At 61.5% G+C, this 24,276-nt stretch carries 24 protein-coding genes; 12 read left to right on the top strand and 12 right to left on the bottom strand.

The window, feature by feature from the left end:
* Position 1: 1 nt before the first annotated feature.
* From ACQY1L_RS16365 to ACQY1L_RS16340, 6 genes are all read right to left on the bottom strand, one after another.
* A complete protein-coding gene (locus tag ACQY1L_RS16365) occupies positions 2-652 on the bottom strand; it encodes a septation protein A (protein ID WP_062462334.1) in 651 nt (216 codons plus the stop codon).
* Between the two features lie 55 nt (positions 653-707).
* Complete coding sequence (gene ftsY, locus ACQY1L_RS16360; RefSeq protein ID WP_430241801.1) at positions 708-2,084, bottom strand: signal recognition particle-docking protein FtsY; 1,377 nt, start codon at positions 2,082-2,084, stop codon at positions 708-710.
* A gap of 16 nt (positions 2,085-2,100) precedes the next feature.
* On the bottom strand, positions 2,101-3,387 hold the full coding sequence (mtaB, locus tag ACQY1L_RS16355) for a tRNA (N(6)-L-threonylcarbamoyladenosine(37)-C(2))-methylthiotransferase MtaB (RefSeq protein WP_430241799.1): 1,287 nt from the start codon (positions 3,385-3,387) through the stop codon (positions 2,101-2,103).
* On the bottom strand, positions 3,384-4,304 hold the full coding sequence (dapF, locus tag ACQY1L_RS16350; RefSeq protein WP_430241797.1) for a diaminopimelate epimerase: 921 nt from the start codon (positions 4,302-4,304) through the stop codon (positions 3,384-3,386). The genes mtaB and dapF overlap by 4 nt, the downstream gene beginning before the upstream one ends.
* Before the next feature lie 112 nt (positions 4,305-4,416).
* Complete coding sequence (locus ACQY1L_RS16345) at positions 4,417-5,004, bottom strand: biliverdin-producing heme oxygenase (protein WP_113165679.1); 588 nt, start codon at positions 5,002-5,004, stop codon at positions 4,417-4,419.
* Positions 5,005-5,067: 63 nt separating this feature from the next.
* Positions 5,068-6,141: an MBL fold metallo-hydrolase gene (locus ACQY1L_RS16340; RefSeq protein WP_062462318.1), complete on the bottom strand. Its 1,074-nt coding sequence runs from the start codon at positions 6,139-6,141 to the stop codon at positions 5,068-5,070.
* A gap of 406 nt (positions 6,142-6,547) precedes the next feature.
* On the opposite strand from ACQY1L_RS16340, the gene ffh reads away from it, so the two are divergent.
* The 5 genes from ffh to trmD all read left to right on the top strand — a co-directional run bounded on the left by ffh (position 6,548) and on the right by trmD (position 10,260).
* On the top strand, positions 6,548-8,125 hold the full coding sequence (gene ffh, locus ACQY1L_RS16335) for a signal recognition particle protein (protein ID WP_113165678.1): 1,578 nt from the start codon (positions 6,548-6,550) through the stop codon (positions 8,123-8,125).
* A gap of 12 nt (positions 8,126-8,137) precedes the next feature.
* Positions 8,138-8,452 carry a chorismate mutase gene (locus ACQY1L_RS16330; RefSeq protein WP_062462309.1) on the top strand — a complete coding sequence of 105 codons (315 nt, stop codon included), beginning with the start codon at positions 8,138-8,140 and terminating at the stop codon, positions 8,450-8,452.
* 58 nt (positions 8,453-8,510) lie between these two features.
* Positions 8,511-8,876 (top strand): 30S ribosomal protein S16, encoded by a 366-nt coding sequence (gene rpsP, locus ACQY1L_RS16325; RefSeq protein WP_062462306.1) that lies wholly within the window; start codon positions 8,511-8,513, stop codon positions 8,874-8,876.
* A 131-nt stretch (positions 8,877-9,007) separates the two neighbouring features.
* Complete coding sequence (gene rimM, locus ACQY1L_RS16320; protein WP_325265485.1) at positions 9,008-9,574, top strand: ribosome maturation factor RimM; 567 nt, start codon at positions 9,008-9,010, stop codon at positions 9,572-9,574.
* Between the two features lie 5 nt (positions 9,575-9,579).
* Entirely contained in the window at positions 9,580-10,260 is a 681-nt protein-coding gene (trmD, locus tag ACQY1L_RS16315) for a tRNA (guanosine(37)-N1)-methyltransferase TrmD (protein ID WP_430241795.1), read from the top strand.
* On the opposite strand, the gene ACQY1L_RS16310 is transcribed toward trmD, so the two are convergent.
* Positions 10,257-11,003: a sulfite exporter TauE/SafE family protein gene (locus tag ACQY1L_RS16310; RefSeq protein ID WP_430241793.1), complete on the bottom strand. Its 747-nt coding sequence runs from the start codon at positions 11,001-11,003 to the stop codon at positions 10,257-10,259. The genes trmD and ACQY1L_RS16310 overlap by 4 nt on opposite strands.
* Positions 11,004-11,273: 270 nt before the next feature.
* Between ACQY1L_RS16310 and rplS the strand changes: the two genes are divergently transcribed.
* The 3 genes from rplS to ACQY1L_RS16295 all read left to right on the top strand — a co-directional run bounded on the left by rplS (position 11,274) and on the right by ACQY1L_RS16295 (position 13,702).
* Positions 11,274-11,810 carry a 50S ribosomal protein L19 gene (gene rplS, locus ACQY1L_RS16305; RefSeq protein ID WP_062462300.1) on the top strand — a complete coding sequence of 179 codons (537 nt, stop codon included), beginning with the start codon at positions 11,274-11,276 and terminating at the stop codon, positions 11,808-11,810.
* A 205-nt stretch (positions 11,811-12,015) separates the two neighbouring features.
* Complete coding sequence (locus tag ACQY1L_RS16300; RefSeq protein ID WP_430241791.1) at positions 12,016-12,813, top strand: transporter substrate-binding domain-containing protein; 798 nt, start codon at positions 12,016-12,018, stop codon at positions 12,811-12,813.
* Between the two features lie 52 nt (positions 12,814-12,865).
* Positions 12,866-13,702: an amino acid ABC transporter permease gene (locus ACQY1L_RS16295; protein WP_430241789.1), complete on the top strand. Its 837-nt coding sequence runs from the start codon at positions 12,866-12,868 to the stop codon at positions 13,700-13,702.
* A 30-nt stretch (positions 13,703-13,732) separates the two neighbouring features.
* Here the strand turns inward: ACQY1L_RS16295 and ACQY1L_RS16290 are convergent, their stop codons facing one another.
* Positions 13,733-14,761: a sensor domain-containing diguanylate cyclase gene (locus ACQY1L_RS16290; RefSeq protein WP_209902368.1), complete on the bottom strand. Its 1,029-nt coding sequence runs from the start codon at positions 14,759-14,761 to the stop codon at positions 13,733-13,735.
* A 329-nt stretch (positions 14,762-15,090) separates the two neighbouring features.
* Between ACQY1L_RS16290 and leuC the strand changes: the two genes are divergently transcribed.
* On the top strand, positions 15,091-16,500 hold the full coding sequence (gene leuC, locus ACQY1L_RS16285; RefSeq protein WP_062462289.1) for a 3-isopropylmalate dehydratase large subunit: 1,410 nt from the start codon (positions 15,091-15,093) through the stop codon (positions 16,498-16,500).
* A gap of 212 nt (positions 16,501-16,712) precedes the next feature.
* The gene (locus ACQY1L_RS16280) at positions 16,713-17,543 is read left to right on the top strand and encodes an EamA family transporter (protein ID WP_092659253.1); all 831 of its coding nucleotides are present in this window, start codon (positions 16,713-16,715) and stop codon (positions 17,541-17,543) included.
* A gap of 15 nt (positions 17,544-17,558) precedes the next feature.
* On the opposite strand, the gene ACQY1L_RS16275 is transcribed toward ACQY1L_RS16280, so the two are convergent.
* Positions 17,559-18,110, bottom strand: coding sequence for a L,D-transpeptidase family protein (locus tag ACQY1L_RS16275; protein WP_430244012.1), 552 nt, complete (start codon positions 18,108-18,110; stop codon positions 17,559-17,561).
* A 123-nt stretch (positions 18,111-18,233) separates the two neighbouring features.
* Between ACQY1L_RS16275 and ACQY1L_RS16270 the strand changes: the two genes are divergently transcribed.
* The gene (locus ACQY1L_RS16270) at positions 18,234-18,914 is read left to right on the top strand and encodes a response regulator transcription factor (RefSeq protein ID WP_062462280.1); all 681 of its coding nucleotides are present in this window, start codon (positions 18,234-18,236) and stop codon (positions 18,912-18,914) included.
* Positions 18,915-18,938: 24 nt separating this feature from the next.
* Positions 18,939-19,394: a cyclic nucleotide-binding domain-containing protein gene (locus tag ACQY1L_RS16265; RefSeq protein ID WP_430241786.1), complete on the top strand. Its 456-nt coding sequence runs from the start codon at positions 18,939-18,941 to the stop codon at positions 19,392-19,394.
* Positions 19,395-19,853: 459 nt separating this feature from the next.
* On the opposite strand, the gene ACQY1L_RS16260 is transcribed toward ACQY1L_RS16265, so the two are convergent.
* The 3 genes from ACQY1L_RS16260 to ACQY1L_RS16250 all read right to left on the bottom strand — a co-directional run bounded on the left by ACQY1L_RS16260 (position 19,854) and on the right by ACQY1L_RS16250 (position 24,203).
* The gene (locus ACQY1L_RS16260) at positions 19,854-20,657 is read right to left on the bottom strand and encodes an exodeoxyribonuclease III (RefSeq protein ID WP_430241784.1); all 804 of its coding nucleotides are present in this window, start codon (positions 20,655-20,657) and stop codon (positions 19,854-19,856) included.
* 111 nt (positions 20,658-20,768) lie between these two features.
* Positions 20,769-21,428 carry an outer membrane lipoprotein carrier protein LolA gene (locus ACQY1L_RS16255; protein ID WP_062581593.1) on the bottom strand — a complete coding sequence of 220 codons (660 nt, stop codon included), beginning with the start codon at positions 21,426-21,428 and terminating at the stop codon, positions 20,769-20,771.
* A 93-nt stretch (positions 21,429-21,521) separates the two neighbouring features.
* Positions 21,522-24,203 (bottom strand): FtsK/SpoIIIE family DNA translocase, encoded by a 2,682-nt coding sequence (locus tag ACQY1L_RS16250; RefSeq protein WP_174197173.1) that lies wholly within the window; start codon positions 24,201-24,203, stop codon positions 21,522-21,524.
* Positions 24,204-24,276: the final 73 nt, after the last annotated feature.

Here is a 24,276-nt window from a genome sequence, read left to right as displayed (position 1 = left end):
GTCACACCTCGGAACCTGATTTCGGCTCTTCGACGGAGTGGCGCATGATCAGCGGCATCTGCGAAAGGGTGAACAGGATGGTGATCGGCATCGTGCCCCAGACCTTGAAGTTGACCCAGGCCTCGTCGGAGAAATTGCGCCAGACCACTTCGTTGAGCACGGCGAGAAACAGGAAGAAGATTCCCCAACGCAGGGTGAGCTTTCTCCAGCCCTCTTCATTCAGGCTGAAGGCGGCATTGAAGACATAGCCGAGCAGCGACTTGCCGAAGAAAAGCCCGCCGAGCAGCACCACGCCGAACAGCGTGTTGACGATGGTCGGCTTCATCTTGATGAAGGTCTCGTCCTGCAGCCAGATCGACAGCGATCCGAACACCATGACCACCACGCCCGAGACGAAGGGCATGACCGGCAGGTGCTTGAAGACGATCTTGGAGATCACCAGCGAGATCACCGTGGCGACCATGAACAGCGCGGTTGCCACCAGAAGCGGGCCGCCGACGGCCGAAAGCGCCGGGAATTTCTGCACCAGCCATTCGCCGCGCAGGTTGCCGAAGAAGAACACCAGGAGCGGCCCGAGCTCCAGCGCCATTTTCAGGCCCGGATGCTGCTTTTCTTCCTTGGTCGGCTTGGTGTCGCTTTCAATCGTCTGCATGGGGTCCAACATCAAAGCCAGTGATTGCCTGGAGCAAATTCGTTTCTGTGTGCCATCAATGCGGCGCGGGCGCCAGCCCGGCAATCGCTTCGGCGAAATCCTTGGCCTCGAAAGGCTCGAGATCGTCGACCCCTTCGCCGACGCCGACGAAATAGACCGGCAGCTTGTGCTTGGCGGCAATCGCGACAAGGATACCGCCGCGCGCGGTGCCGTCGAGCTTGGTCATGATCAGACCGCTGACGCCTGCGATATTGCGGAAGATCTCGACCTGGTTCATCGCGTTCTGGCCCGTCGTCGCATCGAGCGTCTGCAGCACCGTATGCGGCGCGTCCGGATCGAGCTTGTTCAGCACGCGAACGATCTTTTCGAGTTCCGCCATCAGCTCTGTCTTGTTCTGCAACCGGCCGGCGGTGTCGATGATCAGCACGTCCGACTTGTTGGCGCGCGCCTGCTCGAAAGCGTCATAGGCAAGGCCTGCCGCATCAGCGCCAAGCTTGGTGCCGATGAACTGCGATCCCGTCCGGTCGGCCCAGATTTTCAGCTGCTCGATGGCAGCGGCACGGAACGTATCGCCGGCGGCCAGCATCACCTTCAGCCCCGAGCCCGAAAGTTTCGCCGCAAGCTTGCCGATCGTCGTCGTCTTGCCGGTGCCGTTGACGCCGACGACGAGAATGACATGCGGCTTGTGACTGAGATCGAGCTGCAACGGCTTGGCGACCGGCGTCAGCACCTTGGTGATCTCCGCCGACATGATGCGCGACACATCCTCGCCGGTCACGTCCTTGCCGTAGCGCTCGGAAGACAGCGTGCCGGTGATCCGCATTGCAGTCTCGACGCCGAGATCGGCCTGGATCAACAGGTCCTCGAGATCCTCGAGCGTCTGGTCGTCCAGCTTGCGCTTGGTAAACAGCGCCGCGATCTGGCCGGTGAGCTGCGACGAGGTCCTTGACAGACCTTCGCGCAGACGCTGGAACCAGGTGAGTTTGGCCGGCGGTACGATGGTGACGGTTTCCGGTGCCGCACTGGCAGTGGAAAAGCCCCTGGGAAGAACGGGCGCCGGCAGCGGGGCGGAATCAACATCTGCCGCCGCTTCGGCTTCGAGCAGCGACAGCGGCACGATGCCTAGTTCGGAGGTTTCCTCGACACCCGGGAGAATGGCAATGTCGTCCTCTGCGGCGGGCTCAGAAAGGGGCTCTTCGACGCCAGCCATATCGGCAGGCGCATCCGACGCCGGTCCGCCGGCAGTCTCCATCTCGATCGCAGCCACCGGATCGATGGCGGCGACAGGCAGGTCTTCCGCGCGCGTCTTTGGTTCCAGCTCCGCCCGGACGGCTTCCGCTTCTGTTATCGGTTCCTTAGCGCGATCTTCGACCTGCTGTTCGGGGGGGACGTCGCCGAAGGTGAAGACGCGTTTGATGAAACTCAGTGCCATAAGAAATCCGTTCCGGTCAGGCCGCCCGCTCTGTGGCGGGAGCGGCCATGACCCGCATGTCGAGATGTTTGCCGTTATGGCCAGTTATCATAATGCGCTGGATGTCCCGGGGAACCAGCCCCGGCACGGCGACCAGCGAAAAGTTTTCGGTATGCGCCAGGCCGTTGTTTTCAACGATGACGATCTGTTGTGACCCCACCATGCGGTCGAGATGGGCTTTATGCAACGCCTCACCCGTTGCGCGAAGCCTCGCGGCGCGGTCCTTGACCAGTGCCCGGTCGAGCTGCGGCATCCGCGCGGCCGGCGTTCCGGGACGCGGGCTATAGGGGAAAACATGCAGAAAGGAAATGCCGGCGTCCTGCGCAAGCGCCGCCGAATTCTCAAACATCTCTTCCGTCTCGGTCGGAAATCCGGCGATCATGTCAGCACCAAACGCGATCTCGGGCCGCAGCCGCCGTGCCTGTTCGACAAAGTCCAAGGCTTCGCGGCGGCTGTGGCGGCGTTTCATCCGCTTGAGGATCATGTCGTCGCCATGCTGCAGCGACAGATGCAGATGCGGCATGAAGCGCGGCTCATCGGCGATCAGATCCCAGAGATGATTGTCCGCCTCGATACTGTCGATCGACGACAGCCGCAGCCGCAGGATTTCAGGCACCTGCCTTAGAAGCGTCTTGGCAAGAAGACCGAGGGTCGGCTGGCCGGGAAGGTCGCCGCCGTAGCTGGTGGCATCGACGCCAGTCAGCACGATCTCGCGATACCCGCCTTCGACAAGCCTGCGCGCCTGTTCGACGACGGCACCCATCGGCACCGAGCGGGAATTGCCGCGACCATAGGGAATGATGCAGAAGGTGCAGCGATGGTCGCAACCGTTCTGGACCTGGATGAAGGCGCGCACATGACCATCGATATGGCGGATCATCTGCGGCGCGGTCGCCTTGATGCTCATCATATCGTTGACGCGCAGCTTTTCTTCCGACGAAACGCCGAAATCTGGAAGCGCGCGGTAGGATTGGCTGTTCAGCTTTTCCTCGTTGCCGAGCACCATGTCCACTTCGGGCATCTCGGCAAACGTCTGCTTCTCGGTCTGGGCGGCGCAGCCCGTGACGACGATACGGGCATGGGGATTGTCACGACGCACGCGGCGGATCGTCTGGCGGGCCTGCCGCACCGCTTCCGAGGTTACAGCACAAGTATTGACCAGCACGGCATTGTTGAGCCCGGCCTTTTCGGCCTCCGCCCGCATCACTTCCGATTCGTAGGTGTTCAGCCGACAGCCAAAGGTGATGACTTCGACGCCACTCAATGGACCTGCGCCCCTTGGTGAGCGCCCTGCCCGCCGTCCTCGTCACGCGAAAATTCACCGGTGACCGGATCGACCTTGCCGGACCATTCCCATTCCGCAGGGCCGGTCATCACCACGTGATCGTCTTCACGCCACTCGATGACGAGCGGCTGCCGGGTGGGCGCTGAGGCAACATCAATGGTGACCGTGCGGCCTGTGCGGCCGGTGCGCGCAGCGGACACGCCGGCGGCACAGGCGGCGGAGCCGCAGGCAAGCGTCAGCCCCGCGCCGCGTTCCCATGTGCGGGTGCGCAGCGATGTTTCCGATGTCACCTGCGCCAGCGTGATATTCGCCTTTTCAGGAAAGATCGGATGGTTTTCGAGAAGCGGTCCGAACCGTTCCAGATCGAAATCCATCGGGTCGCGGTCGACCCAGAAGATCGCATGCGGATTGCCGATCGCCATTGCGGACGGCGAATGCAGGATCGGCGCATCGATCGGGCCGATCTGCAGCTCGATCCGGCTGGTATCGTAGAATTCTTCAGACAACGGGATCTTGTCCCAGGCAAAGGCCGGCTTGCCCATATCGACCGAAATCGTGCCATCCTCGTGCTCACGTGCATTGAGAATGCCGGCAACCGTCTGGAAGGTGAAAACCTTGCGGCCGGTCTCGGAGCTCAAGGCCTGGACGACGCAGCGGGTGCCGTTGCCGCAGGCCTGGGCCTTGCTGCCGTCGCAGTTCAGGATGTCGATAAACGCGTCGGTACCCGCAATCTTCGGATCGTGGATCGCCATGATCTGGTCGAACTGGGTCGCAGCATCAGCGTTGAGCGCAACGGCTGCTTCCGGCGTGACCTTGTCGGCGCGACCGCGCATGTCGATGACCAGGATCTTGTTGCCAAGCCCGTTCATGCGCGCAAATTCGACCTGTTCTGCCATGATTGCCAACCCGTGCGGTAAATTACCGGTCATCGGCCTTATATGGCGGAAATCGCCACGAATTGCCAGTAGCGCGCGCAACTTGTACGGCGAGCGCCATTCTCCGATGGTGTCATCCGAAGATCTGGTCGACCAGCGCATGCACCCGGCGGAACGCCGCCCTGGCACCCTCGGCCGCCTCGAGTTCCTCTGCCTCGGTCAACATCAGCTCGTTATAGGCCGAAACGAAGTTGCGCCAGTGCAGGCCGCGGCCGTCCGTGTGGCCGGCCAGATGCCGCGCACCGAAATCGTCCGACAACCCGAGCTTGGCCGCTTCCTTGCGCAGGAAAGCTGCGCCGAGATTGGAGCCTTCGGCGACATAGAGCCAGCCGAGCGCGGTCGCCGGGTTCAGGGGGCCGGTCGTCGATCCCAGCTGTTCCGGCACGCCGCCGAGATCCGCAATGTCGTGGCGAAGCGCTTCCAGCCGGCAACGTTCGGCAAGGCCAGGCAGCAGCCGGTTGAGTTCGGCGGCCGCGTAGAGCGGCGCGACATCGGCGTGAAACCGATGCTGGACGTCGAGAAACAAGGCATAGCGCTCGCGATTGGCGAATGGCTCCGCCCGCATGATCCGCTTGTCGAGCGTATCATGCGTACCCGCTGTCTGCGCCTTGAGGCGCTGGATGCGAGTAGCGTCCGTCAGGCGGTCCAGTTCGATCTGCATATCTTGCCCCATTCACTCATGTTTCCGCATCAAGCAAACTGTGGAGCGGCTCGTCAAGCTCCGTCACGCCGGAACGTCGAAAACCTCACCTGCCCGCATCGGCCGGAATCGTTCACGCGCAATACCACGACTGTCGAGCGCCGCAAACAGCGCCTCGACCGGCTGGTCGATGCCCTCGTCCGTCAGCTTGACCGTGCCCCAATGATGCCCGGCAACAAAGGAGGCTCCGCAAAGCTGCATACCTTCGACGGCTTCCTGCGGATCCTGATGCTGCGCCTTCATGAACCAGCGCGGCTCATAGGCGCCGAACGGCAGGTTCGCGAGGCGGAAAGGACCATGCTTACTGCCCGCGGCGCGATAGTTGACGCCCTCGTGAAATCCGGTATCGCCCACATGATAGACCTTGCCGGCCGGCGTTTCAAACACGAAGGCCGCCCACAACGCCTTGCGCCGGTCACCGAGACCCCGCGCCGACCAGTGATGGCAGGGCTCGCAGTGAAACACGACGCCGGGCGCGACGGTCTCGCTGCCGCCCCAGTCCATGACCGTGATCTTCGCATCCGGCACCTTGGAGCGGATGATCGCATCATTGCCGAGCGGTGTGATGAAATGCGGCTTGTCGCGGCCCTCAAGCACCCACAGCGTCTCGAGATCCATGTGGTCGTAGTGATTGTGGGTAACGAGCACGATATCAATCGGCGGCAGATCACCGATGCGGATACCCGGCGGATTGACCCGCTTGGGCCCGGCGAAGGAGACCGGACTGGCACGCTCCGACCAGACCGGATCGGTCAGAATATTGACGCCGGCAACCTGGATCAGCAGCGACGCATGGCCGACCATGGTGACGACAAGACGATTGCCGGTCACGCGCGTCTCCGGCACGGCCTGCGGAAACGGGCTGGCAAACGTGTCCGGCCAGGGAATATTGCCGTTGCCGAACTTCCAGCGCAGCAGATCGAGAGTTCCGCGCGGCTCCTCTCCGCCGGGATTGAAGAAATGCGTTCCGTCGAAGTGATCGGACACCGGCCCGGAATAATAGCTGTTGGCTGCCATGGCACCTCGTGCGGTCAACCCGCCGGCAAGGGCCACCACTGCGCCGATCCCGGACCATTTGAGAAAATTGCGACGTTTCATGAGGTCTGTTCGATCACCAGGGTTTGCAAGAGCTGCGCCATCAAGGCCACCTCTATCTAGGTTCGCATATATCCCCTATAGAATACGGCAAATCGCGCACGGGCGGAAGCTTGCGGCAACATCAGATCTCCGGCATCTCGTCAGCGGACGCCCTCGCCCGCGGCAAAACCCCGGCGCGCCTTGACTTCCAACCCCATTTCCTGTTTAAGCCCGCTAATCTGCTGACAAGTCCGAGAACTTGGAGCCGCCGACCGGGAGCCGAACTATTCGGAAACCCGGAGGTCAACACCCGACAGCGCGTGGCGCCCTCGGGTGCTATTTGGCTTTGCGTACTCCTTGGTGCCTTGTATTTGCCGGCGAAAGAACCGACGTTTTTGGGCACCCGGAAACGAAGAAGGAATACACGATGTTCGAAAACCTCCAGGACCGTCTTGGCTCCATTCTGAATGGACTGACCGGCCGTGGCGCATTGAGCGAAGCGGATGTATCCGCCGCCCTGCGCGAGGTTCGCCGTGCGCTTCTGGAAGCCGACGTGGCGCTGGAAGTGGTGCGCGCCTTTACCGACAAGGTTCGCGAAAAGGCGGTCGGCGCCGAGGTTCTGAAATCGATCAAGCCCGGCCAGATGGTCGTCAAGATCGTCCATGACGAGCTGGTCGAAATGCTCGGGACCGAAGGCGTCGGCATCAGCCTGCATGCCGCGGCCCCGGTCGTGATCATGATGGTCGGTCTGCAGGGTTCGGGTAAGACCACGACCACAGGCAAGATCGCCAAGCGGTTGACCGACCGCGAAAAGAAAAAGGTGCTGATGGCGTCGCTCGATACGCGACGTCCGGCAGCTCAGGAACAGTTGCGCCAGCTGGGCGTCCAGACCGGTGTCGATACGCTGCCTGTGATTGCCGGCCAGTCGCCGACCGATATCGCCGCGCGCGCCGTCCAGGCAGCCAAGCTCGGCGGCCATGACGTCGTCATCCTCGACACCGCTGGCCGCACGCATATCGACGAACCGCTGATGGCCGAAATGGCGGAAATCAAGCGGAAGTCCAATCCGCATGAAATCCTGCTGGTGGCCGATAGCCTGACCGGCCAGGACGCCGTCAACCTGGCGCGCAATTTCGACGAACGCGTCGGCATTACCGGCCTCGTGCTGACCCGCATGGATGGCGATGGCCGCGGCGGTGCAGCACTTTCGATGCGCGCCGTCACCGGCAAGCCGATCAAGCTGATCGGTGTCGGCGAACGGATGAACGAACTCGAAGAGTTCCATCCCCGCCGTATCGCCGACCGTATTCTCGGCATGGGCGACATCGTCAGCCTCGTCGAAAAGGCAGCGGAAAACATCGACGCGGAAAAAGCCGCGGCGATGGCCAAGAAGATGCAGTCGGGCAAGTTCGACCTGAACGACCTTGCCGACCAGCTGCGCCAGATGAAATCGCTCGGCGGCATGGGCGGCATCATGGGAATGATGCCCGGCATGGCCGGCATGAAGGACAAGCTTGCCGCATCCGGCATGAGCGACAAGATGTTCGACCGCCAGATCGCCATCATCGGCTCGATGACGAAGGCCGAACGCGCCAACCCGGATATGCTGAAGCACTCCCGCAAGAAACGCATCGCAGCCGGCTCCGGCACGGACGCATCCGAAATCAACAAGCTGCTGAAAATGCACCGCCAGATGGCCGACATGATGAAAATGATGGGCGGCAAGGGCAAGGGCGGCATGATGAAGCAGATGATGGGCGGCCTTGCCGGCAAGATGGGTCTTGGTGGCATGGGTGGCGGAATGGGTGGAATGGGCGGCATGCCCGATCTTTCCAAGCTCGATCCGAAGCAGCTGGAAGCCCTGCAGAAGCAGGCCGAAGCTGCCGGCATGAAGCCTGGCTCGATGCCGGGTCTCGGTGGCGGAATGCCTGGCCTCGGTGGAGGAAAGCTCCCCGGCCTTGGCGGCTTCCCGGGTCTTCCCGGCCTGCCTGGCAAGAAGAAGTGAGGGGAGGACGCGATGGTTGACCCTGAGATCAAGGCAAAGCTTTCAAGCTACCGCCAGTCGATCGACAATATCGATGCGGCACTGGTGCATATGCTGGCGGAACGCTTTCGCTGCACCAAGGAAGTGGGCGTCCTCAAAGCCCAATACGATTTGCCGCCGGCAGACCCGGCGCGCGAGGAATACCAGATCGAACGCCTTCGCCGCCTGGCCGACGACGCTCATCTGGACCCGGATTTCGCCGAGAAGTTCCTGAACTTCGTCATCAAGGAAGTCATCCGGCATCATGAAGCCATCGCCGCCGAACACGGCGGTAAGGAAACAGCTTAAACCAATAACGACACGGCCCGCCGGGACGGCGGCCCAGACAAACCTAGGAGTGAATACAATGCCCTTGAAGATCCGTCTTGCCCGTGGTGGCTCGAAGAAGCGTCCTTACTACACGATCGTCGTCGCTGACGCCCGTTCGCCGCGTGACGGCCGCTTCCTGGAAAAGGTCGGTTCGTGGAACCCGATGCTTGCCAAGGACGACGCAAAGCGCGTTGAAGTCAACGTAGAGCGCGTTCAGCATTGGCTCGACAACGGCGCACAGCCGACCGACCGCGTTCTGCGCTTCCTGGCAGAAGCCGGCGTTGGCCAGCGCGATGCCAAGAGCAACCCGGAAAAGGCAAAGCCGGGCAAGAAGGCTCAGGAACGCACTGCCGAGCGCGCAAAGAAGATCGAAGACGCCAAGGCAGCTGCTGCCGCGGAATAAGATCTGCCTCTTCTCAATCAACGGGTGGTGCGGCAACGCACCGCCCGTTTTGCTGTTTTCATTCAGCCGAGACTGTTTTCATTTCACTGTGTTGCGCTTAAATGGGCGCGAAGAAACCGGAGCCTTCCCGCATGACCAAGCTCGAAAACCCAGTTCTGATGGCAACGATCGGCGCTGCCCAGGGCCTGCGGGGCGAGGTGCGGGTGAAATCCTTTACCGAGGATCCGATGGCGCTCGGCGACTACGGCAATCTTTACACCGCGGACGGCCGGGTCTTCGAGATCCTCGATATCCGCGAGGCGAAAACCGTCGTCATCGTCCGCTTCCGCGGCATCAACAGCCGCGAGGATGCAGAAGCGCTGAACGGCATCGAGCTGTTCGTCGACCGTGACAACCTGCCGGACGAGGAACTGGACGACGACGAATTTTACTACGCCGACCTAGAGGGCCTGGAAGCGGTCGACAAGGACGGCAAGAGCTTCGGCACGGTCAGCGCCGTTTTCGATTTCGGCGCCGGCGACCTTCTGGAGCTGAAAGGCCCCGGCCGTCGGCCGTCGCTCATTCCGTTTACCGAGGCAGCCGTTCTGGAGATCGATCTCGAAGGCGGCAAGATCCTGATCGATCCCGAAGCTGCGGGCCTGATCGAAAACCCGGACGAAGACGGCGCGAACTCGAATTTTCCGCGCAAGGACAAGTGACCGCGATGCCGTTTCGCGCCACGGTGCTCACCCTCTATCCGGAAATGTTTCCCGGCCATCTCGGCTTTTCCCTCTCCGGCAAGGCAATGGAACGCGGGCAGTGGTCGCTGGAAGCGATGCAGATCCGTGATTTCGCCGAGGACAAGCATCGCACCGTCGATGACACGCCGGCCGGCGGCGGCGCCGGCATGGTGCTGAGGGCGGATATTCTGGCAAAGGCGATCGATTCCCTCGCGGACGACAGCCGTCCCCGCCTGCTGATGAGCCCGCGCGGAAAGCCGCTCAGCCAGAAGCGAGTTCGCGAGCTTGGCGAGGGCGAGGGCGTGGTGATCGTCTGCGGACGTTTCGAAGGCGTCGACCAGCGGGTGATCGATGCACGCCAGCTCGAGGAAGTGTCGATCGGCGACTATATCCTTTCGGGCGGCGAGCCGGCCGCGCTGACGCTGCTCGACAGCGTCGTGCGCATTCTGCCGGGCGTGATGGGCAATGCGCTGTCCGGCACCCACGAAAGCTTCGAGCACGGCCTGCTCGAACACCCGCACTATACGCGTCCACAGGTCTTCGAAGACCGGGAAATCCCCGCTATTCTGACCTCCGGCAACCATGCCGCGATCGAGAAATGGCGGCTCGAACAGTCGCTGCGGCTTACTCGGGAACGCCGCCCGGACCTGCTGAACGAAAGCTAGCCGGTGACGAAATAGTAGACGGTCAGGCCTGCGCCGACCGCCACCACGCACCAGCGCAGCACTGCCTGCGGAACGCGTCGTGCGAGCCACACGCCGCAATAGCCGCCGAGCGCGCCGGCCGGCATCATGATGATCGTTTCCGGCCAGGCAATCACGCCGCCGCCGACGAAGACGACGATCGCGACGCCGGCAATCAGCGCCGCCAGCATGTTCTTCAGCGCATTGAGATGGTGATAGCTGCCGCCGGTCGTCAGCCCCAGCACCGCCAACATCATGATCCCCATTCCGGCCCCGAAGAACCCACCATAGATCGATGTCAGGAACTGACCGATGACCGAAAGCGGCGAGTTGGCAGGGCGCTCGGACGAGGCTTTCGGCTTCAGCCACGGGCCTGCCGCAAACACGGCGGTCGCAGCGCCCAGGAGCCACGGCACGACCTGGCGAAACGCGTCATTGTCGAGCGCCAGCAGGATCAACGCTCCCAAAATCGAGCCGATGACGGAGACGATTGCGAGCGCCAAAGCACTTCGCCAGTGCCTGGCAATCTCGCGGCGATAGGCAAGCGTCGAGGTGACATAGCCCGGAAACTGCACGATCGACGATGTTGCGTTGGCCGCGATCGGCGGCACGCCGGCAAGCGTCAAGGCGCCGAAAACGAGAAACGTTCCGCCGCCGGCAATCGCGTTGGCGGCACCCGAGAAAAAGCCGGCAGCGGCCAGCAGCACCACCATGGTGATCGACATGAATCCTCCCGAATTCTTTTCGCTCAGCCTTTAGACCTGCTATAGAGAGGCAGCAAGCGGCGAAAACGCCACCGATCGCCACAAAATTGCGGCATGCCCGATGACAAGCGCATGCCTTTCGTGTAATGGCGCGAACGGAAATGGGAAAACTGTCCCGTCTGCCAGCAACAAAGAATGGCGAAACGCTCTGCCGCAAGGCAGATCCAGAGGCTTTGACCAACGGATCCTAAGAGCGCTCTGGCTGTTTCAGAAAAACCTGAGGTTTGACACATGAACATCATCCAGCAGCTTGAGGCCGAACAGGTCGCCAAGATCGAAGCCAAGCGCTCGCTTCCAGAATTTTCCCCGGGCGACACCGTCCGCGTCAACGTCCGCGTGACGGAAGGCACCCGTACCCGCGTACAGGCCTATGAAGGCGTTTGCATTGCCCGTTCCGGCGGCGGCATCAACGAAAGCTTCACCGTTCGCAAGATCTCCTACGGCGAAGGCGTCGAGCGCGTATTCCCGGTCTACTCGCCGCTCGTCGAAGGCGTCGAAATCGTTCGCCGCGGTCGCGTCCGTCGCGCCAAGCTGTACTACCTGCGCGATCGTCGCGGCAAGTCGGCTCGTATCGTCGAGAACACCGGCACGCGCGCACGCAAGCTGAACGAAGCCGAGCGCGCTGCAGTTGTCGAAGAAAAGGCACGCATCGAAGCTGAAAAGATCGCAGCAGCACAGGCTCTGGCCGCCGACAAGGCAGCAGCAGAAGCCGCTGAAGCGAAGGCTGCGGAAGAAGCAAAGGCTGCAGAAGCAGCATCTGCTGAATAAGATTTCCCTTCATGGGATGCGAAAAGGCGGCCGTTTGGCCGCCTTTTTTATTGCCTGCGATTGCCCTCGGGCATTGATATCGACCCCACTGCAGTTGCGTCTGCAAAGGCAAACCCAGCGATCTTCGTCTGAGGGAATGGTTGTGCTTGTCTTCCCGCAGAAATTGGTGAGATTTGGCTGAGATATTTCTCTTGAGGATCGCCCCATGCTGAAAAGACGTTTTGTCATTGCCGCCCTCGCAGTTGCAAGCCTGGCACCGGTCACTGCTTTTGCGCAAAACCTGCCGGACCTGAAGGCCCGATCCGTCGTCGTCGTCACCGAAAACGCCTATCCGCCCCTGCAGTTCGTCGATCCGAAGACGGGCCAGGCGATCGGCTGGGAGTATGATGCGATGAACGAGATCGCCAAGCGGCTGAATTTCAAGATCGAGTACCAGAACGTCAGCTGGGACGCGATGATCCAGGCCGTGTCCGATGGCCAGTACGACATCGGCATGACCGGGATCACCATCAAGGATGAACGCAAGGCGCAGGTCGATTTCTCCGATCCCTACCTGCGCTCCGAACAGTTCATGCTGGTGCGCGGCGACGAGACCCGCTTTGCGGACGAAAAGGCCTTTGCGGCCGTGGACGGCGCGCTGATCGGCGCCCAGCCGGGCACATCGCCGTTTTACACGTCGGTCTACAGCATCCTCGACGGCAACGAGCAGAACCCGCGCATCAAGCTGTTCGAAACCTTCGGCGCAACCGTCGAGGCTTTGAAGGGCGGCGATGTCAATCTCGTGCTGACCGACAGCGTCGCGGCCAAAGGCTATGTCGACGCGTCGAACGGCGGGCTGAAGGTGATTGGCGGCCCGCTCGGCGCCGAAGATTTCGGTTTCATCTTCAAGAAGGGATCGGATCTCGCAGCCCCCGTCAACGCCGCGATCGCCGCGCTGAAATCAGACGGCACGCTGGATGCCCTCAACAAGAAGTGGTTCCTCGACTACAAGATGGGCCAGTGACTACCAGCGCGGCAGCCACGCCGGCAGGTCCAGCGGACAGGGTCGAAACCTGATGACCTTTCAGACCCTGCCGACATCGGGCGGCGATGGTGATCGTCCGTGGTGGCTCGCAGCTGTCGTTGTGATAGGCCTCGCGATCGCAGCCGTAATCGTCGTCAACGATCTCTACGCCCAGGTGTTTGCAACAGTCTCGCGCGGCATCTGGGTGACGGTGTTCGTGACGGTTACGGCCTTCGTGCTTGCCACCGCGCTGGGCCTGGCAATCGCGCTTGCAGGCCTTTCCGATCGTCTCGCGCTCCGGCAGGCGGCGCGCTTCTATGTGGAAGTCGTGCGCGGCATCCCGATCCTGGTGCTTTTATTCTACATTGCCTTTGCCGGCGCACCGGCGATCGTCGGTTTTTACAATGTCCTGATCACGCCATTGGTCGACGGCGGCTGGCTGGAGCCGATGCAGGTCCGCGATCTGTCGCTGATGTGGCGAGCGATCATTGCGCTGACGATCGGCTATTCCGCCTTTATCGCCGAGATCTTTCGCGCCGGTTTCCAGTCCATCGATCGCGGCCAGGTCGAAGCGGCCATGGCGCTCGGGCTGACGCGGGGTCAGCGCTTTCGCCTTGTCGTGTTTCCGCAAGCGATACGGGTGATCTTCCCGCCGCTCTCGAACGACTTCGTTGCCATGGTGAAGGACAGTTCCCTCGTCTCGGTTCTCGGCGTCGCCGATATCAGCCAGGCCGGCAAGATCTATGCGTCCGGCTCGTTCCGGTTTTTCGAGACCTATTCGATCGTCGCCTATATCTACCTGATCCTGACGATCGGCCTGTCGATCGCCTTGCGGCAGGTCGAAAAGAAGATGCGGGAACAGGGGATCAGAAAGGCAAGCCGCCGATAGTGCGGCGCAGGACGTTTCCTTTGCGAGCCGTCAGGAGGACCTGAGGACGAACCTGTCGCGGCCGGATGCCTTCGCCTCGTACAGCGCTTCGTCCACGGCCTGCAACAGGCTGAGGCGATCCGACCCTGCATGCGGCGCAAGGGCAGCACCCACGCTCAGACGTGCATTGACGATATGCCTGCCCACGGCAAACGGGCTGCGGAACCGTTTCACGAGGCGTTCCGAAAGACCGGCCAGCGCATCGGCATTGGCAAGGTTCGGAACAAAGACGGCGAACTCGTCGCCACCCATCCTGACGGCAATTTCCTGGACACCGAGGCATTCGGTAATGCGTTGCGCCGCCTGCTTCAGCACGTCATCGCCCGCGGGATGGCCGAGCGTGTCGTTGATCGTCTTGAACCCGTCCATATCCATGTAGAGAACGCCGACAGTCTGGTGCGCCGAAAACGCATCGGCCAGCATGCCGTCGACGATAGAGACCAGCGCCGCGCGATTGTAGAAACCGGTCATCGGATCGGTGATCGCGGCCAGCCGCAGCTTTTCCTCGGCAAAGCCCATCACATGATTTGCCTTCTGAAGCCGCAAAAGACCGCTCGCCACCTCGGCGAAATGCATGAGATTGGCGATCTCCCGGTCGCTGAATTCGCGCGGCTCCGTATCGAGAAGGCAGAAGGCACCAACGGGAAGACCTGGCTCCAGCGCGACCGGCGCACCAGCATAGGACCTGAAACCCGGCTCGCCCAGCACATAAGGAAGATCGCGCAGTTCCGGATGGCGGGCAAGATCGGGAACCACCACGACCTCGTTGTCGAACACGACACGGGAGCAGATCGAGATGTCGCGCGGGCATTCGCTCGTTCGAATGCCAACTTGGCAGGCCACCCGATGCCAATCGGCGTCGACGATGTTGACGGCCGCATAAGGCGTCGTGAACACATCCTTGGCAAGCTTCACCAGCGCCTCGAGCTCCGGCGTGGAGGGTCCGTCGGCGGAAATCAGGGCCCGCACAGAGAGCAGGCGTTCAGCCTCGTTGTCGGGAAGCTGCGCTGGCAAAGCCATTCTCGTCTCCTCTTTCAGGCCCGGGAGGCGCTGCAGACCGGCCCCCCATGAGGGGGTTCCTTTAGTAGCGTTCTCGCATGTACGTTTTCTGGAGGCAATTGCCGAGAATTCAAAAAACTGCTACACCCTTTGCCATGGGATCGAAATTCGGATGTCTCGCGAACCGCATGATCGTGCTGCAGGACCACAAGCGTCTGCCGTCACGCTTTTTTGCGCGCGTATCCGGCGCTCTATGCAGCCGACTTAGCTGACCGGGCAGAGATGTCCGGCGCGGCCTAAGATGCCGCCTCTATTTCCCCACCCATTCTCAATCTTATTGGACCGCAGCCATGAGCGCACCTCGTACTTTGTATGACAAGATCTGGGACGACCACGTCGTCTCCCGTGATGAAAACGATACCTGTCTTCTCTATATCGACCGTCACCTGGTGCATGAGGTGACGAGCCCGCAGGCCTTCGAGGGCCTGCGCCTGGCCGGACGCAAGGTGCGCTCGCCGCAGCGCACGCTTGCCGTCGTCGACCACAACGTGCCCACCTCGCCTGACCGTCACCTCGGCATCAAGAACGAGGAGAGCCGCATCCAGGTCGAGGCGCTGGCGGAAAACGCCAGGGATTTCGGCGTCGAATACTTTTCCGAAAGCGATGTCCGCCAGGGTATCGTCCATATCGTCGGGCCGGAACAGGGTTTTACCCTGCCGGGCATGACGATCGTCTGCGGTGACAGCCATACCTCGACGCACGGCGCCTTCGGTTCGCTGGCGCACGGGATCGGCACATCGGAAGTGGAGCACGTTCTGGCCACCCAGACGCTGCTGCAGACAAAAGCAAAGAACATGCTGGTCCGCGTCGACGGCAAACTGCCCGCCGGCGTCACGGCAAAGGACGTCATCCTGTCGATTATCGGCGAGATCGGCACGGCCGGCGGCACCGGACACGTCATCGAGTTCGCCGGCGAGGCGATCCGGTCGCTCTCCATGGAAGGCCGCATGACCGTCTGCAACATGACGATCGAAGGCGGCGCCCGTGCCGGCCTGATCGCGCCTGACGAGACGACGTTCGAGTATATCAAGGGTAAGCCGCGCGCGCCGAAGGGCACGGCGTGGGATATGGCCGTCGACTACTGGAAGACGCTGCATACGGACGAAGGCGCTCATTACGACAAGGTCGTGGTGCTGGACGCAGCCGCCCTGCCCCCGATCGTTTCCTGGGGCTCCTCGCCCGAGGACGTGACCACGATCGAAGGCACGGTTCCCGATCCCGACCAGATCAAGGACGAAAACAAGCGCACCTCCAAATGGCGCGCGCTCGAGTATATGGGCCTGACGCCGGGCACGAAGATGACCGACATCACCATCGATCGCGTCTTTATCGGCTCCTGCACCAACGGCCGCATCGAGGATCTGCGCGCTGCGGCAAAGATGGTCGAAGGCAAGACCGTTGCGTCGACGGTGTCGGCCATGGTCGTTCCGGGCTCCGGCCTCGTCAAGGAACAGGCGGAAGCCGAAGGTCTCGACCGGATCTTCAAGGCTGCCGGTTTCGATTGGCGCGAGCCTGGCTGCTCCATGTGCCTTGCCATGAACGACGACCGCCTGAACCCTTATGAACGTTGCGCGTCGACCTCGAACCGCAATTTCGAGGGCCGTCAGGGCTCCAAGGGCCGCACCCACCTGGTCTCACCGGCCATGGCAGCAGCTGCCGCCGTCGCCGGTCGCTTCGTGGATATCCGCGACTGGAAATAGGCTGAAGCTTTTCACACCCGATAAGCTAAGCCGCTGGATGTGAAAGCATCCGGCGGCTTTTTGTTGCGATGAACAGCGCTCACAGCCGGTTCAGGAAAACACGTTTGACCTTTCGGGACGCGCCAATACGGTAGACTTTTTAAGGAGAACGGTACGGCAATGCCTGTCTGCCCGCTCCGTCTTTTGCCGCGGGCCTGAAGGATCGCCAAGCAATGAGCCCGACCGTCATCGCGCTGGCGCTCACCGCCGCCGTCATGCATGCCAGCTGGAATGCATTCCTGCGCTCGGGCGCCGACAGGCTATGGTCGATCACCGTGATGGGCATCACGGGCATTCTCGCCGCTCTCCCGGTCATGCTGTGGTTTCCATGGCCGACGGCCGCAGGCCTCGGGTTTATCCTCGCCTCATCGATGCTGCAGGTGGCCTACAGCATCTTCCTCGTCTTCGCCTACCGGCTGGGCGACCTCGGACAGGTCTACCCGATCGTGCGCGGCTCCGTGCCGCTTCTGGTGTCACTCGGCGGCTTCCTGATGATGGGACAAACGCTCACCTCTTCCCAGATTCTCGGCGTCATCCTGGTAGCGGCTGGCATCATGAGCCTCTCGACCGGCAGCCAGCGCGCGCCGACCACGTCCATTTTGTGGGCGTTGCTGACCGGCCTAATCATCGCCACCTACGCGACGGTTGATTCCATCGGCGTACGCTATCTGGCCGATCCGGGTGCCTATGCCGCCTGGGTGCTGTTCACCTATGGCGTGCTTCTGATTGTCGCGTATACGCTGATGCGGGGCCGCTTGCGCCTGGACATCCGCGAGCGGGAAACCCGCAAGGCCCTGCTGGCCGGCATCTTCGTGCTGATCGCCTATGGCGTCGTCATCATCGCCTACTCCATGGGACCTGCCGGCCCCATCACCGCCATCCGCGAAACGAGCGTGGTGTTCGCGATGATCATCGGCCGGCTGTTCCTCGGCGAGACACTCACACCAAAGCGCATCGTGGCCGGCCTCATCGTGGCAGCCGGTGCGATTGCCATCGGCCGGTAGCCTATCCCAGCACCCTCACCCCAGCACCCTCACAATCGTCCCCTTGCGCAGAAACGGCAGCAGCCGTTTCATGTCGCGCGGATGAACCGCGACGCAGCCGGCGGTTGGCTGGTAGCCCGGGCGGATCAGGTGGAAGAAGATTGCCGAGCCGCCGTGGCGCTTGCGCGATGTGATGTTCCAGTCGAGCACGAGGCAGATATCGTAGAGTTCGTCGGCCCGCTGCATCTCCTCATGACTGGGTTTGAACGGGGCCTTTACCAGACGGTTGTAGGCCGGGTGCTTCGGCTCGTCGCACCAGAGCATGTCTTGGCCGATGCGGCGAAGCGGCAGGAGCGTTTTGGGCACGGAAAGACGGTCGCCGCGGATAAAGCCGCTGATGATCCGCATGTCGGCAATCGGTGTTCCTCCGTCGCCTTCGCGCTTGAAGGCGGTCGTCCCGGAGCGCCCCAGTGCCGCCTGGACGGTGATCCCGCCGCATGTCACGATGGCGCGCCGCCGGTCTCTCGGCGCGGTGCGAACCGTGACGACAGGCCCCAATTTGTGATCTTTCTCGCGAAAACGATGCATTTCACTCACAAGGTTTTGCTTTGAATATGATTTCGTTTGAATTCATAGCGGGTTGGGTTTTACATCGAAGATCCCTAGATACGTCTTACAAACGCAATAGGCGCTACGGAAGGCAAGAACTGCATGGCGAGAACGATACTGCTGGTCGATGACGACGATGATCTGCGCGAGACCCTTGTGGAGCAGCTCGGCTTCTACGACGAATTCTCGATCCTGCAGGAAGCCAATGCAACCAAGGCGGTCAACACCGCCAAGGCGACCCAGGTCGATCTGCTGATCATGGATGTCGGCTTGCCGGATATGGACGGCCGCGAGGCGGTCAAGGTCCTGCGCAAGAACGGCTTCAAGGCCCCGATCATCATGCTGACCGGCCACGATACCGATTCCGACACGATCCTCGGCCTCGAAGCCGGCGCCAACGATTATGTGACGAAGCCGTTCCGCTTTGCGGTTCTGCTGGCGCGTATCCGCGCCCAGCTTCGCCAGTACGAACAGAGCGAGGACGCCACGTTTACCGTCGGCCCCTATCTGTTCAAGCCGAGCCAGAAGCTTCTGACCACGGACGATGGTAAGAAGATCCGTCTGACGGAAAAGGAAGCGGCAATCATCCGCTATCTCTATCGCGCCGGCCTGAAAGTTGTCACCCGCGATATTCTTCTGGAAGAAGTATGGGGCTATAATTCCGGCGTTACAACGCATACACTGGAAACCCATGTCTACCGTCTGCGACAGAAGATCGAGCGCGACCCCTCGAATGCTGAGATTCTGGTGACGGAAAACGGTGGATACAAGATCGTTCCTTAACCCCGAAGACTGCAAACCCGTAAAATGGCACTGTCCGACGATATCCGGCTTCTGTCGCAAGTGCCGCTTTTCAGGGAACTGGATGCCGACCAGCTGCGGCTGATTGCGTTCGGGGCGGAACGACGCTCAACATCCGGCGGCCAGGAGCTGTTTCGCGAGCGTTCCCCCGCCGAATCCGCCTTCATCGTCTGCAAAGGCAGTTTCGACCTTTACTCGACCACCCGCGACGGCACCGTTCGTCTCGACAAGACGGTCGGGGCCGGCACGCTTCTATCCGAGCTCGCGCTGGTGACCATGGTCGAGCGCAAGTTCACGGCAATCGCCGCCGAAGATTCCGAAACGCTGAGGATCGGCCGATCCCTGTTCGAGCGCCTGCTGGAGGAATATCCGCAGGTCGGTCGTCTCATCGAAAACCGCATCCGCGACAACATCGTCAACCTTGCCAAGGCGGCGCTCGCCATGCAGCACCGGTTCCGCTGAAGTTTGGCTGCTAGCTGCTTCCCTAGTCGACCATCCCTCACCCTAAATGCTTGATTAACCGAGAAATTGCAGCGACACCGCATGGCAGTTTCTGCGTGTTAATTTGCGCGGACAAGCTTAGGGGTGGCCATGCAAGGCAAAAAAAAGCAGTATCGGTAAAGCGGCAATCATTGTCGGAGCCCTCGCCGGAATAATTGCATCGCTTATTTCCTGGGAGGAGCTTCCAGCTCCAGCTGGTGAGTTCGCGTTCTGGGCAACCAAAATCTTCGCTGGTTTGGGCGGTGTCTATCTCTTGGGTTTGCTGATCTGGTCTTGGAAATCAAACCGTGAGATGAATCGTCTGATCGATCAACGCGCCCGGTTCCAATCGCGAATGACGCCGGAAAACCAAACCTATTTCAATGCTCTAAGCGACGATCCATCGGAACATAAGCACAGCCGATAGACGGCACCCGCCGCTTAGAACTTGAACACCGCCGTTACCGGAACGTGGTCCGATGGCTGGGTCCAGCCTCGGGCTTCCTTCAGCACCTCGATCCGGTCGAGAAACGGGCCAAGGTCCGGCGATGACCAGATATGATCGAGACGGCGACCCTTGTTGGCGGCTTCCCAGTCCTTGGCGCGGTAGCTCCACCAGGTGTAAATCTTTTCCGGCTCCGGCGTGTACTGGCGCATCAGATCGAGCCAGCCGCCCTTGGAGATGATCTCCTTCATGCCCTCAGTTTCGACCGGCGTGTGACTGACGATCTTCAGAAGCTGCTTGTGCGACCAGACATCGTGCTCCAGCGGTGCGATATTCAGATCGCCGACGAGGATCGACGAAATGCCGGGGGTCGCATCGGCCTGCAAAACCTTCATCTCTTCGACAAAATCCAGCTTGTGGCCGAATTTCGAATTGATCGTCCGGTCCGGCTCGTCGCCTCCCGCAGGCACGTAGAAATTATGCACCCGGATACGCCGGGAACCCATCCCGAAAAGCGCCGAGATGTGCCGGGCATCGCCGACATTGCAGTAGTTCTGGCGGTGATCTTCCGACAGCGGGATCCTCGAGGCGATCGCGACGCCGTGATAGCCCTTCTGGCCATGCACGATGATATGCTCGTAACCGAGGTCTCTCAGCGGCTGGTAGGGGAACTCAGGCTCCTGGCACTTGATCTCCTGCAGGCAGAGAATGTCCGGCTGGTTGCGGGTAATGAACTGCTGCACGATCGGCATCCGAAGCCGGACCGAGTTGATGTTCCAGGTGGTGATGGAGAATGTCATGCCTGCCCTCGCTGATGGGCATCACCTCTAGGCAATTTCGCATAGCAGGAAAAGCAAAAAGGGCCGCGTTTCCGCAGCCCTCCAAAAGCGATCCGTCTCGGCGGATGGGTCTTATTTCACCTGATCGTAGGGGATGGTGAACACTCTCTCGTCCATCGCCACGCCGTTGCGGACGTTATAGACCATCACGGACGTATCCTTGTTCTGGGCGTCGGTGATCGTCCACTGGCGAAGGTCGAAGGTCTTGGTGTCGAACATCATGGTGATGGTCGAATCGCCGAAGATCGACTTGTTGCCGAGCACGATCGTCGTCAGGTCGGTCTCTTCACGCACGCTGCGCACGGTCGCGGATGTCAAATCGATGCGCTCGGACAAGAGCAGGCTGAGCGGCGTCTTCGACAGCGGGTAGATATCCCAGGTCTTGAGCTTGACGTTGCCCACGACCACGTTGCGGCCATCGGCAATCACGCGCAGCGGCGACGGATCCTCGAAGTTGAAGCGCAGCTTGCCGGGGCGCTCGATAAAGAACTTGCCGCCGGTCTGTTCGCCGCGTGGCCCGAACTGAACGAACTCGCCCATCATCGTCTTCACCGACGAGAAATGGTCGGCGATCCGCTGAGCCGAGGCACCGGCTGCGGCCTGCGCCAGAACGGGCTTGGCCGCTCCCGCAACCAGCAGCCCGGCAACACCGCCGGCAAGGCCGAGCGAGAACTGGCGACGGCCGAGAAGTCCGGTCATGCTTTTGGAAAGAGTGGTCTTTTGTTCTGTCATTCTGGTCTCCTTCCGTGTTTCTGTTGTGGAAACACGGCGTCTTGATGGCCGCTTGCGCCGGATCACGAACCCCTGAAGACCGCTTTACCGGCCTTACCGATCCAGCACATCCGCTTCGGTCGGCACGAGGATCTCGCGCTTTCCGGCATGGTTGGCCGGGCCGATCAGGCCCTCCTGCTCCATCCGCTCGATCAGCGATGCCGCACGGTTGTAGCCGATGCCGAGACGGCGCTGGATGTAGGATGTGGAGGCCTTGCCGTCTTTGAGCACAACCGCCACCGCCTGGTCGTAAGGATCGTCCGAGTCGGAGAGGTTGGAAGTGCCGGCAGGTCCTGCGCCCTCGCCATCCTCGTCGTCATCAGCCGTGATAGCTTCGAGATATTGGGGCGACCCTTGAGTTTTCAAGTAGGCGACGATCTCTTCGACCTCGGTATCGGAGACGAAAGGCCCGTGGACACGCTGAATCCGACCGCCGCCCGCCATATAGAGCATATCGCCCTGACCCAGCAGCTGTTCGGCACCCTGTTCGCCGAGAATGGTACGGCTGTCGATCTTCGACGTGACCTGGAACGAGATACGGGTCGGGAAGTTGGCCTTGATCGTGCCGGTAATGACGTCGACCGAGGGGCGCTGCGTCGCCATGATCACATGGATGCCGGCCGCACGCGCCATCTGCGCCAGACGCTGGACAGCGCCTTCGATATCCTTGCCGGCCACCATCATCAGGTCGGCCATTTCGTCGATGATGACGACGATATAGGGGATCGGCTGCAGGTCGAACTCTTCCGTCTCGTAAACCGCCTCGCCGGTCTGGCGATCGAAACCGGTCTGGACGGTACGGGTCAGAACCTCGCCGCGTTCCATCGCCTGCTCGACGCGCGAATTGAACCCGTCGATATTGCGCACGCCGATCTTCGACATCTTCTTGTAGCGCTCTTCCATCTCGCGGACGGTCCATTTGAGCGCGACAACGGCCTTCTTCGGATCGGTGACGACGGGAGACAGAAGATGTGGGATCCCGTCATAGACGGAAAGCTCAAGCATCTTGGGGTCGATCATGATCAGGCGGCACTTCTCCGGCGTGTAGCGGTAGAGAAGCGAGAGGATCATCGTGTTGATCGCAACCGACTTACCCGAACCGGTGGTACCGGCCACGAGAAGATGCGGCATCTTGGCGAGATCGGCGACAACAGGCTCGCCCCCGATCGTCTTGCCGAGTGCCATGGCAAGCTTTGCCTTGCTGGTTTCGAAATCCTTCGAGCCGATCATTTCGCGCAGATAGACGGTTTCGCGAATTCGGTTCGGCAGCTCGATCCCGATCGCGTTGCGGCCGGGAACGACCGCGACACGGGCGGCGATGGCGCTCATCGAGCGGGCGATATCGTCGGCAAGTCCGATCACGCGGGACGACTTGATGCCCGGCGCAGGTTCCAGTTCGTAGAGTGTCACGACAGGGCCCGGGCGGACGTGGATGATCTCGCCCTTGACGCCGAAATCCTCCAGCACGCCTTCCAGCATGCGGGCGTTCTGCTCCAGCGCGTCAGCCGACAGCGAAGCATCGCGGGCAATCGCCTTTGGTTCGGCAAGCAGGTGCACGGAGGGCAGTTGGAACCCGTCGGCAGAGATGAACGAGCCCTGCGCATCGCGACCGACGCGGGCGCTGGGCTTGGGAGGCGGTGCCGCCGGGACGACGCGCGGAGAGCCGTTGCCAGCAGATTTCGACCCGCGCGCGGCCGCGAAATCCTCATCGTGGTCGGCAAGGATCCCGGCCGGGCGACGTGGATTGTCTGCCGTATCGAGCGACGAATCATCGTCGTCATCCGCGTCATTGGAGGGCATCGGCGGTGCAGATACGATCCGGCGTGGCGACAGGACCCGCTCCGGTGCGCCATCGAGCGACGGCTCCATCCGGCTTCTGCCACCGGCAGAGGCCTGTTTGGCACGGACCGGCTCGTTCAGGGTGCCGAATTCGTCGTCGTTGAAATCATAGGGCTGGTCGAAACCGACACGGGCGCGGGGCTTTGCGCCAGTCAGCCGCCGCAGGCGCGCCTGAGCGATATACCAGTAATGGGCCAGTGCGCCGAACGCCAGGAAGCCCCCGAAGAGGCCATTGTCGTCGCCGTCATCGTCCTCATCCTGACGGTTGCGCGCGGAGACGGCAGCCACGGGCGCATCGTCGTCATCGCTTTCCGTCTCGACGGCCTCGCCGACAAAGCCTGAGGCAAACAGCATCAGCCAGATGCAGGGAATGGTAAAGATGCAGCCGAGCACGGTTGCGACCATGCCGGTCGGATAGGCGCCGACGAAGAGAGCCGGGAAGCGCAGGATCATGTCGCCAATGACGCCGCCGATGCCGTTCGGGATCGGCCAGGTCGCCGGCGCCGGAAAGCAGCCGAGCGTTGCCGATGCCAGAAGCGTACCGCCGCCCCATGCTGCAAGCCGCGCCGGAATGCGATCGTAACGACGCCCGGAAATCAGAGCGAGCGCCAGGGCAAGGATTGGAAGCAGCGCAAAGATGCTCGCAAGTCCGAGGAACTGCATCATCAGGTCGGCGAAGGCTGCGCCCGAAAAGCCGAGGATATTGGCAGGCGGGTTGTCGGTGGCGTAGGAGAAACTCGGATCTGCGACATTCCACGTGGCAAGGGCTGCCACCGCCAGCGCCAGCAGCGTGAAAATGCCAAAGCCTGTCAGCGCAAGCGCCTGTCGCCAGACAAAGGCTGTGAGTACCAAGCGGGTGGATCGATTTGCCATAGCCGCCGAACTGCTTCTGCCCATCTTGTCTGCCCGCCGTCCTGAAAAACCGCCTGTTTCATGAACCGGCAGGTTTCGGCCGGTCACGCAATTCCAG

Origin of the sequence: Neorhizobium sp. DAR64862/K0K3 (assembly GCF_050500185.1) — a bacterium.
GTDB lineage: Bacteria > Pseudomonadota > Alphaproteobacteria > Rhizobiales > Rhizobiaceae > Neorhizobium > Neorhizobium soli.
The sequence above is the reverse complement of the archived record's forward strand: the minus strand, read 5'-3'. Positions and strand labels throughout refer to the sequence as shown.

Coding starts and splice junctions, on each gene's coding strand:
- ACQY1L_RS16365 (WP_062462334.1), bottom strand. CDS start 652: ATGCAGACGATTGAAAGCGACACCAAGCCGACCAAGGAAGAAAAGCAG.
- ftsY (WP_430241801.1), bottom strand. CDS start 2,084: ATGGCACTGAGTTTCATCAAACGCGTCTTCACCTTCGGCGACGTCCCC.
- dapF (WP_430241797.1), bottom strand. CDS start 4,304: ATGGCAGAACAGGTCGAATTTGCGCGCATGAACGGGCTTGGCAACAAG.
- ACQY1L_RS16345 (WP_113165679.1), bottom strand. CDS start 5,004: ATGCAGATCGAACTGGACCGCCTGACGGACGCTACTCGCATCCAGCGC.
- ACQY1L_RS16340 (WP_062462318.1), bottom strand. CDS start 6,141: ATGAAACGTCGCAATTTTCTCAAATGGTCCGGGATCGGCGCAGTGGTG.
- ffh (WP_113165678.1), top strand. CDS start 6,548: ATGTTCGAAAACCTCCAGGACCGTCTTGGCTCCATTCTGAATGGACTG.
- ACQY1L_RS16330 (WP_062462309.1), top strand. CDS start 8,138: ATGGTTGACCCTGAGATCAAGGCAAAGCTTTCAAGCTACCGCCAGTCG.
- rpsP (WP_062462306.1), top strand. CDS start 8,511: ATGCCCTTGAAGATCCGTCTTGCCCGTGGTGGCTCGAAGAAGCGTCCT.
- rimM (WP_325265485.1), top strand. CDS start 9,008: ATGACCAAGCTCGAAAACCCAGTTCTGATGGCAACGATCGGCGCTGCC.
- trmD (WP_430241795.1), top strand. CDS start 9,580: ATGCCGTTTCGCGCCACGGTGCTCACCCTCTATCCGGAAATGTTTCCC.
- ACQY1L_RS16310 (WP_430241793.1), bottom strand. CDS start 11,003: ATGTCGATCACCATGGTGGTGCTGCTGGCCGCTGCCGGCTTTTTCTCG.
- rplS (WP_062462300.1), top strand. CDS start 11,274: ATGAACATCATCCAGCAGCTTGAGGCCGAACAGGTCGCCAAGATCGAA.
- ACQY1L_RS16300 (WP_430241791.1), top strand. CDS start 12,016: ATGCTGAAAAGACGTTTTGTCATTGCCGCCCTCGCAGTTGCAAGCCTG.
- ACQY1L_RS16295 (WP_430241789.1), top strand. CDS start 12,866: ATGACCTTTCAGACCCTGCCGACATCGGGCGGCGATGGTGATCGTCCG.
- ACQY1L_RS16290 (WP_209902368.1), bottom strand. CDS start 14,761: ATGGCTTTGCCAGCGCAGCTTCCCGACAACGAGGCTGAACGCCTGCTC.
- leuC (WP_062462289.1), top strand. CDS start 15,091: ATGAGCGCACCTCGTACTTTGTATGACAAGATCTGGGACGACCACGTC.
- ACQY1L_RS16280 (WP_092659253.1), top strand. CDS start 16,713: ATGAGCCCGACCGTCATCGCGCTGGCGCTCACCGCCGCCGTCATGCAT.
- ACQY1L_RS16275 (WP_430244012.1), bottom strand. CDS start 18,110: ATGCATCGTTTTCGCGAGAAAGATCACAAATTGGGGCCTGTCGTCACG.
- ACQY1L_RS16270 (WP_062462280.1), top strand. CDS start 18,234: ATGGCGAGAACGATACTGCTGGTCGATGACGACGATGATCTGCGCGAG.
- ACQY1L_RS16265 (WP_430241786.1), top strand. CDS start 18,939: ATGGCACTGTCCGACGATATCCGGCTTCTGTCGCAAGTGCCGCTTTTC.
- ACQY1L_RS16260 (WP_430241784.1), bottom strand. CDS start 20,657: ATGACATTCTCCATCACCACCTGGAACATCAACTCGGTCCGGCTTCGG.
- ACQY1L_RS16255 (WP_062581593.1), bottom strand. CDS start 21,428: ATGACAGAACAAAAGACCACTCTTTCCAAAAGCATGACCGGACTTCTC.
- ACQY1L_RS16250 (WP_174197173.1), bottom strand. CDS start 24,203: ATGGGCAGAAGCAGTTCGGCGGCTATGGCAAATCGATCCACCCGCTTG.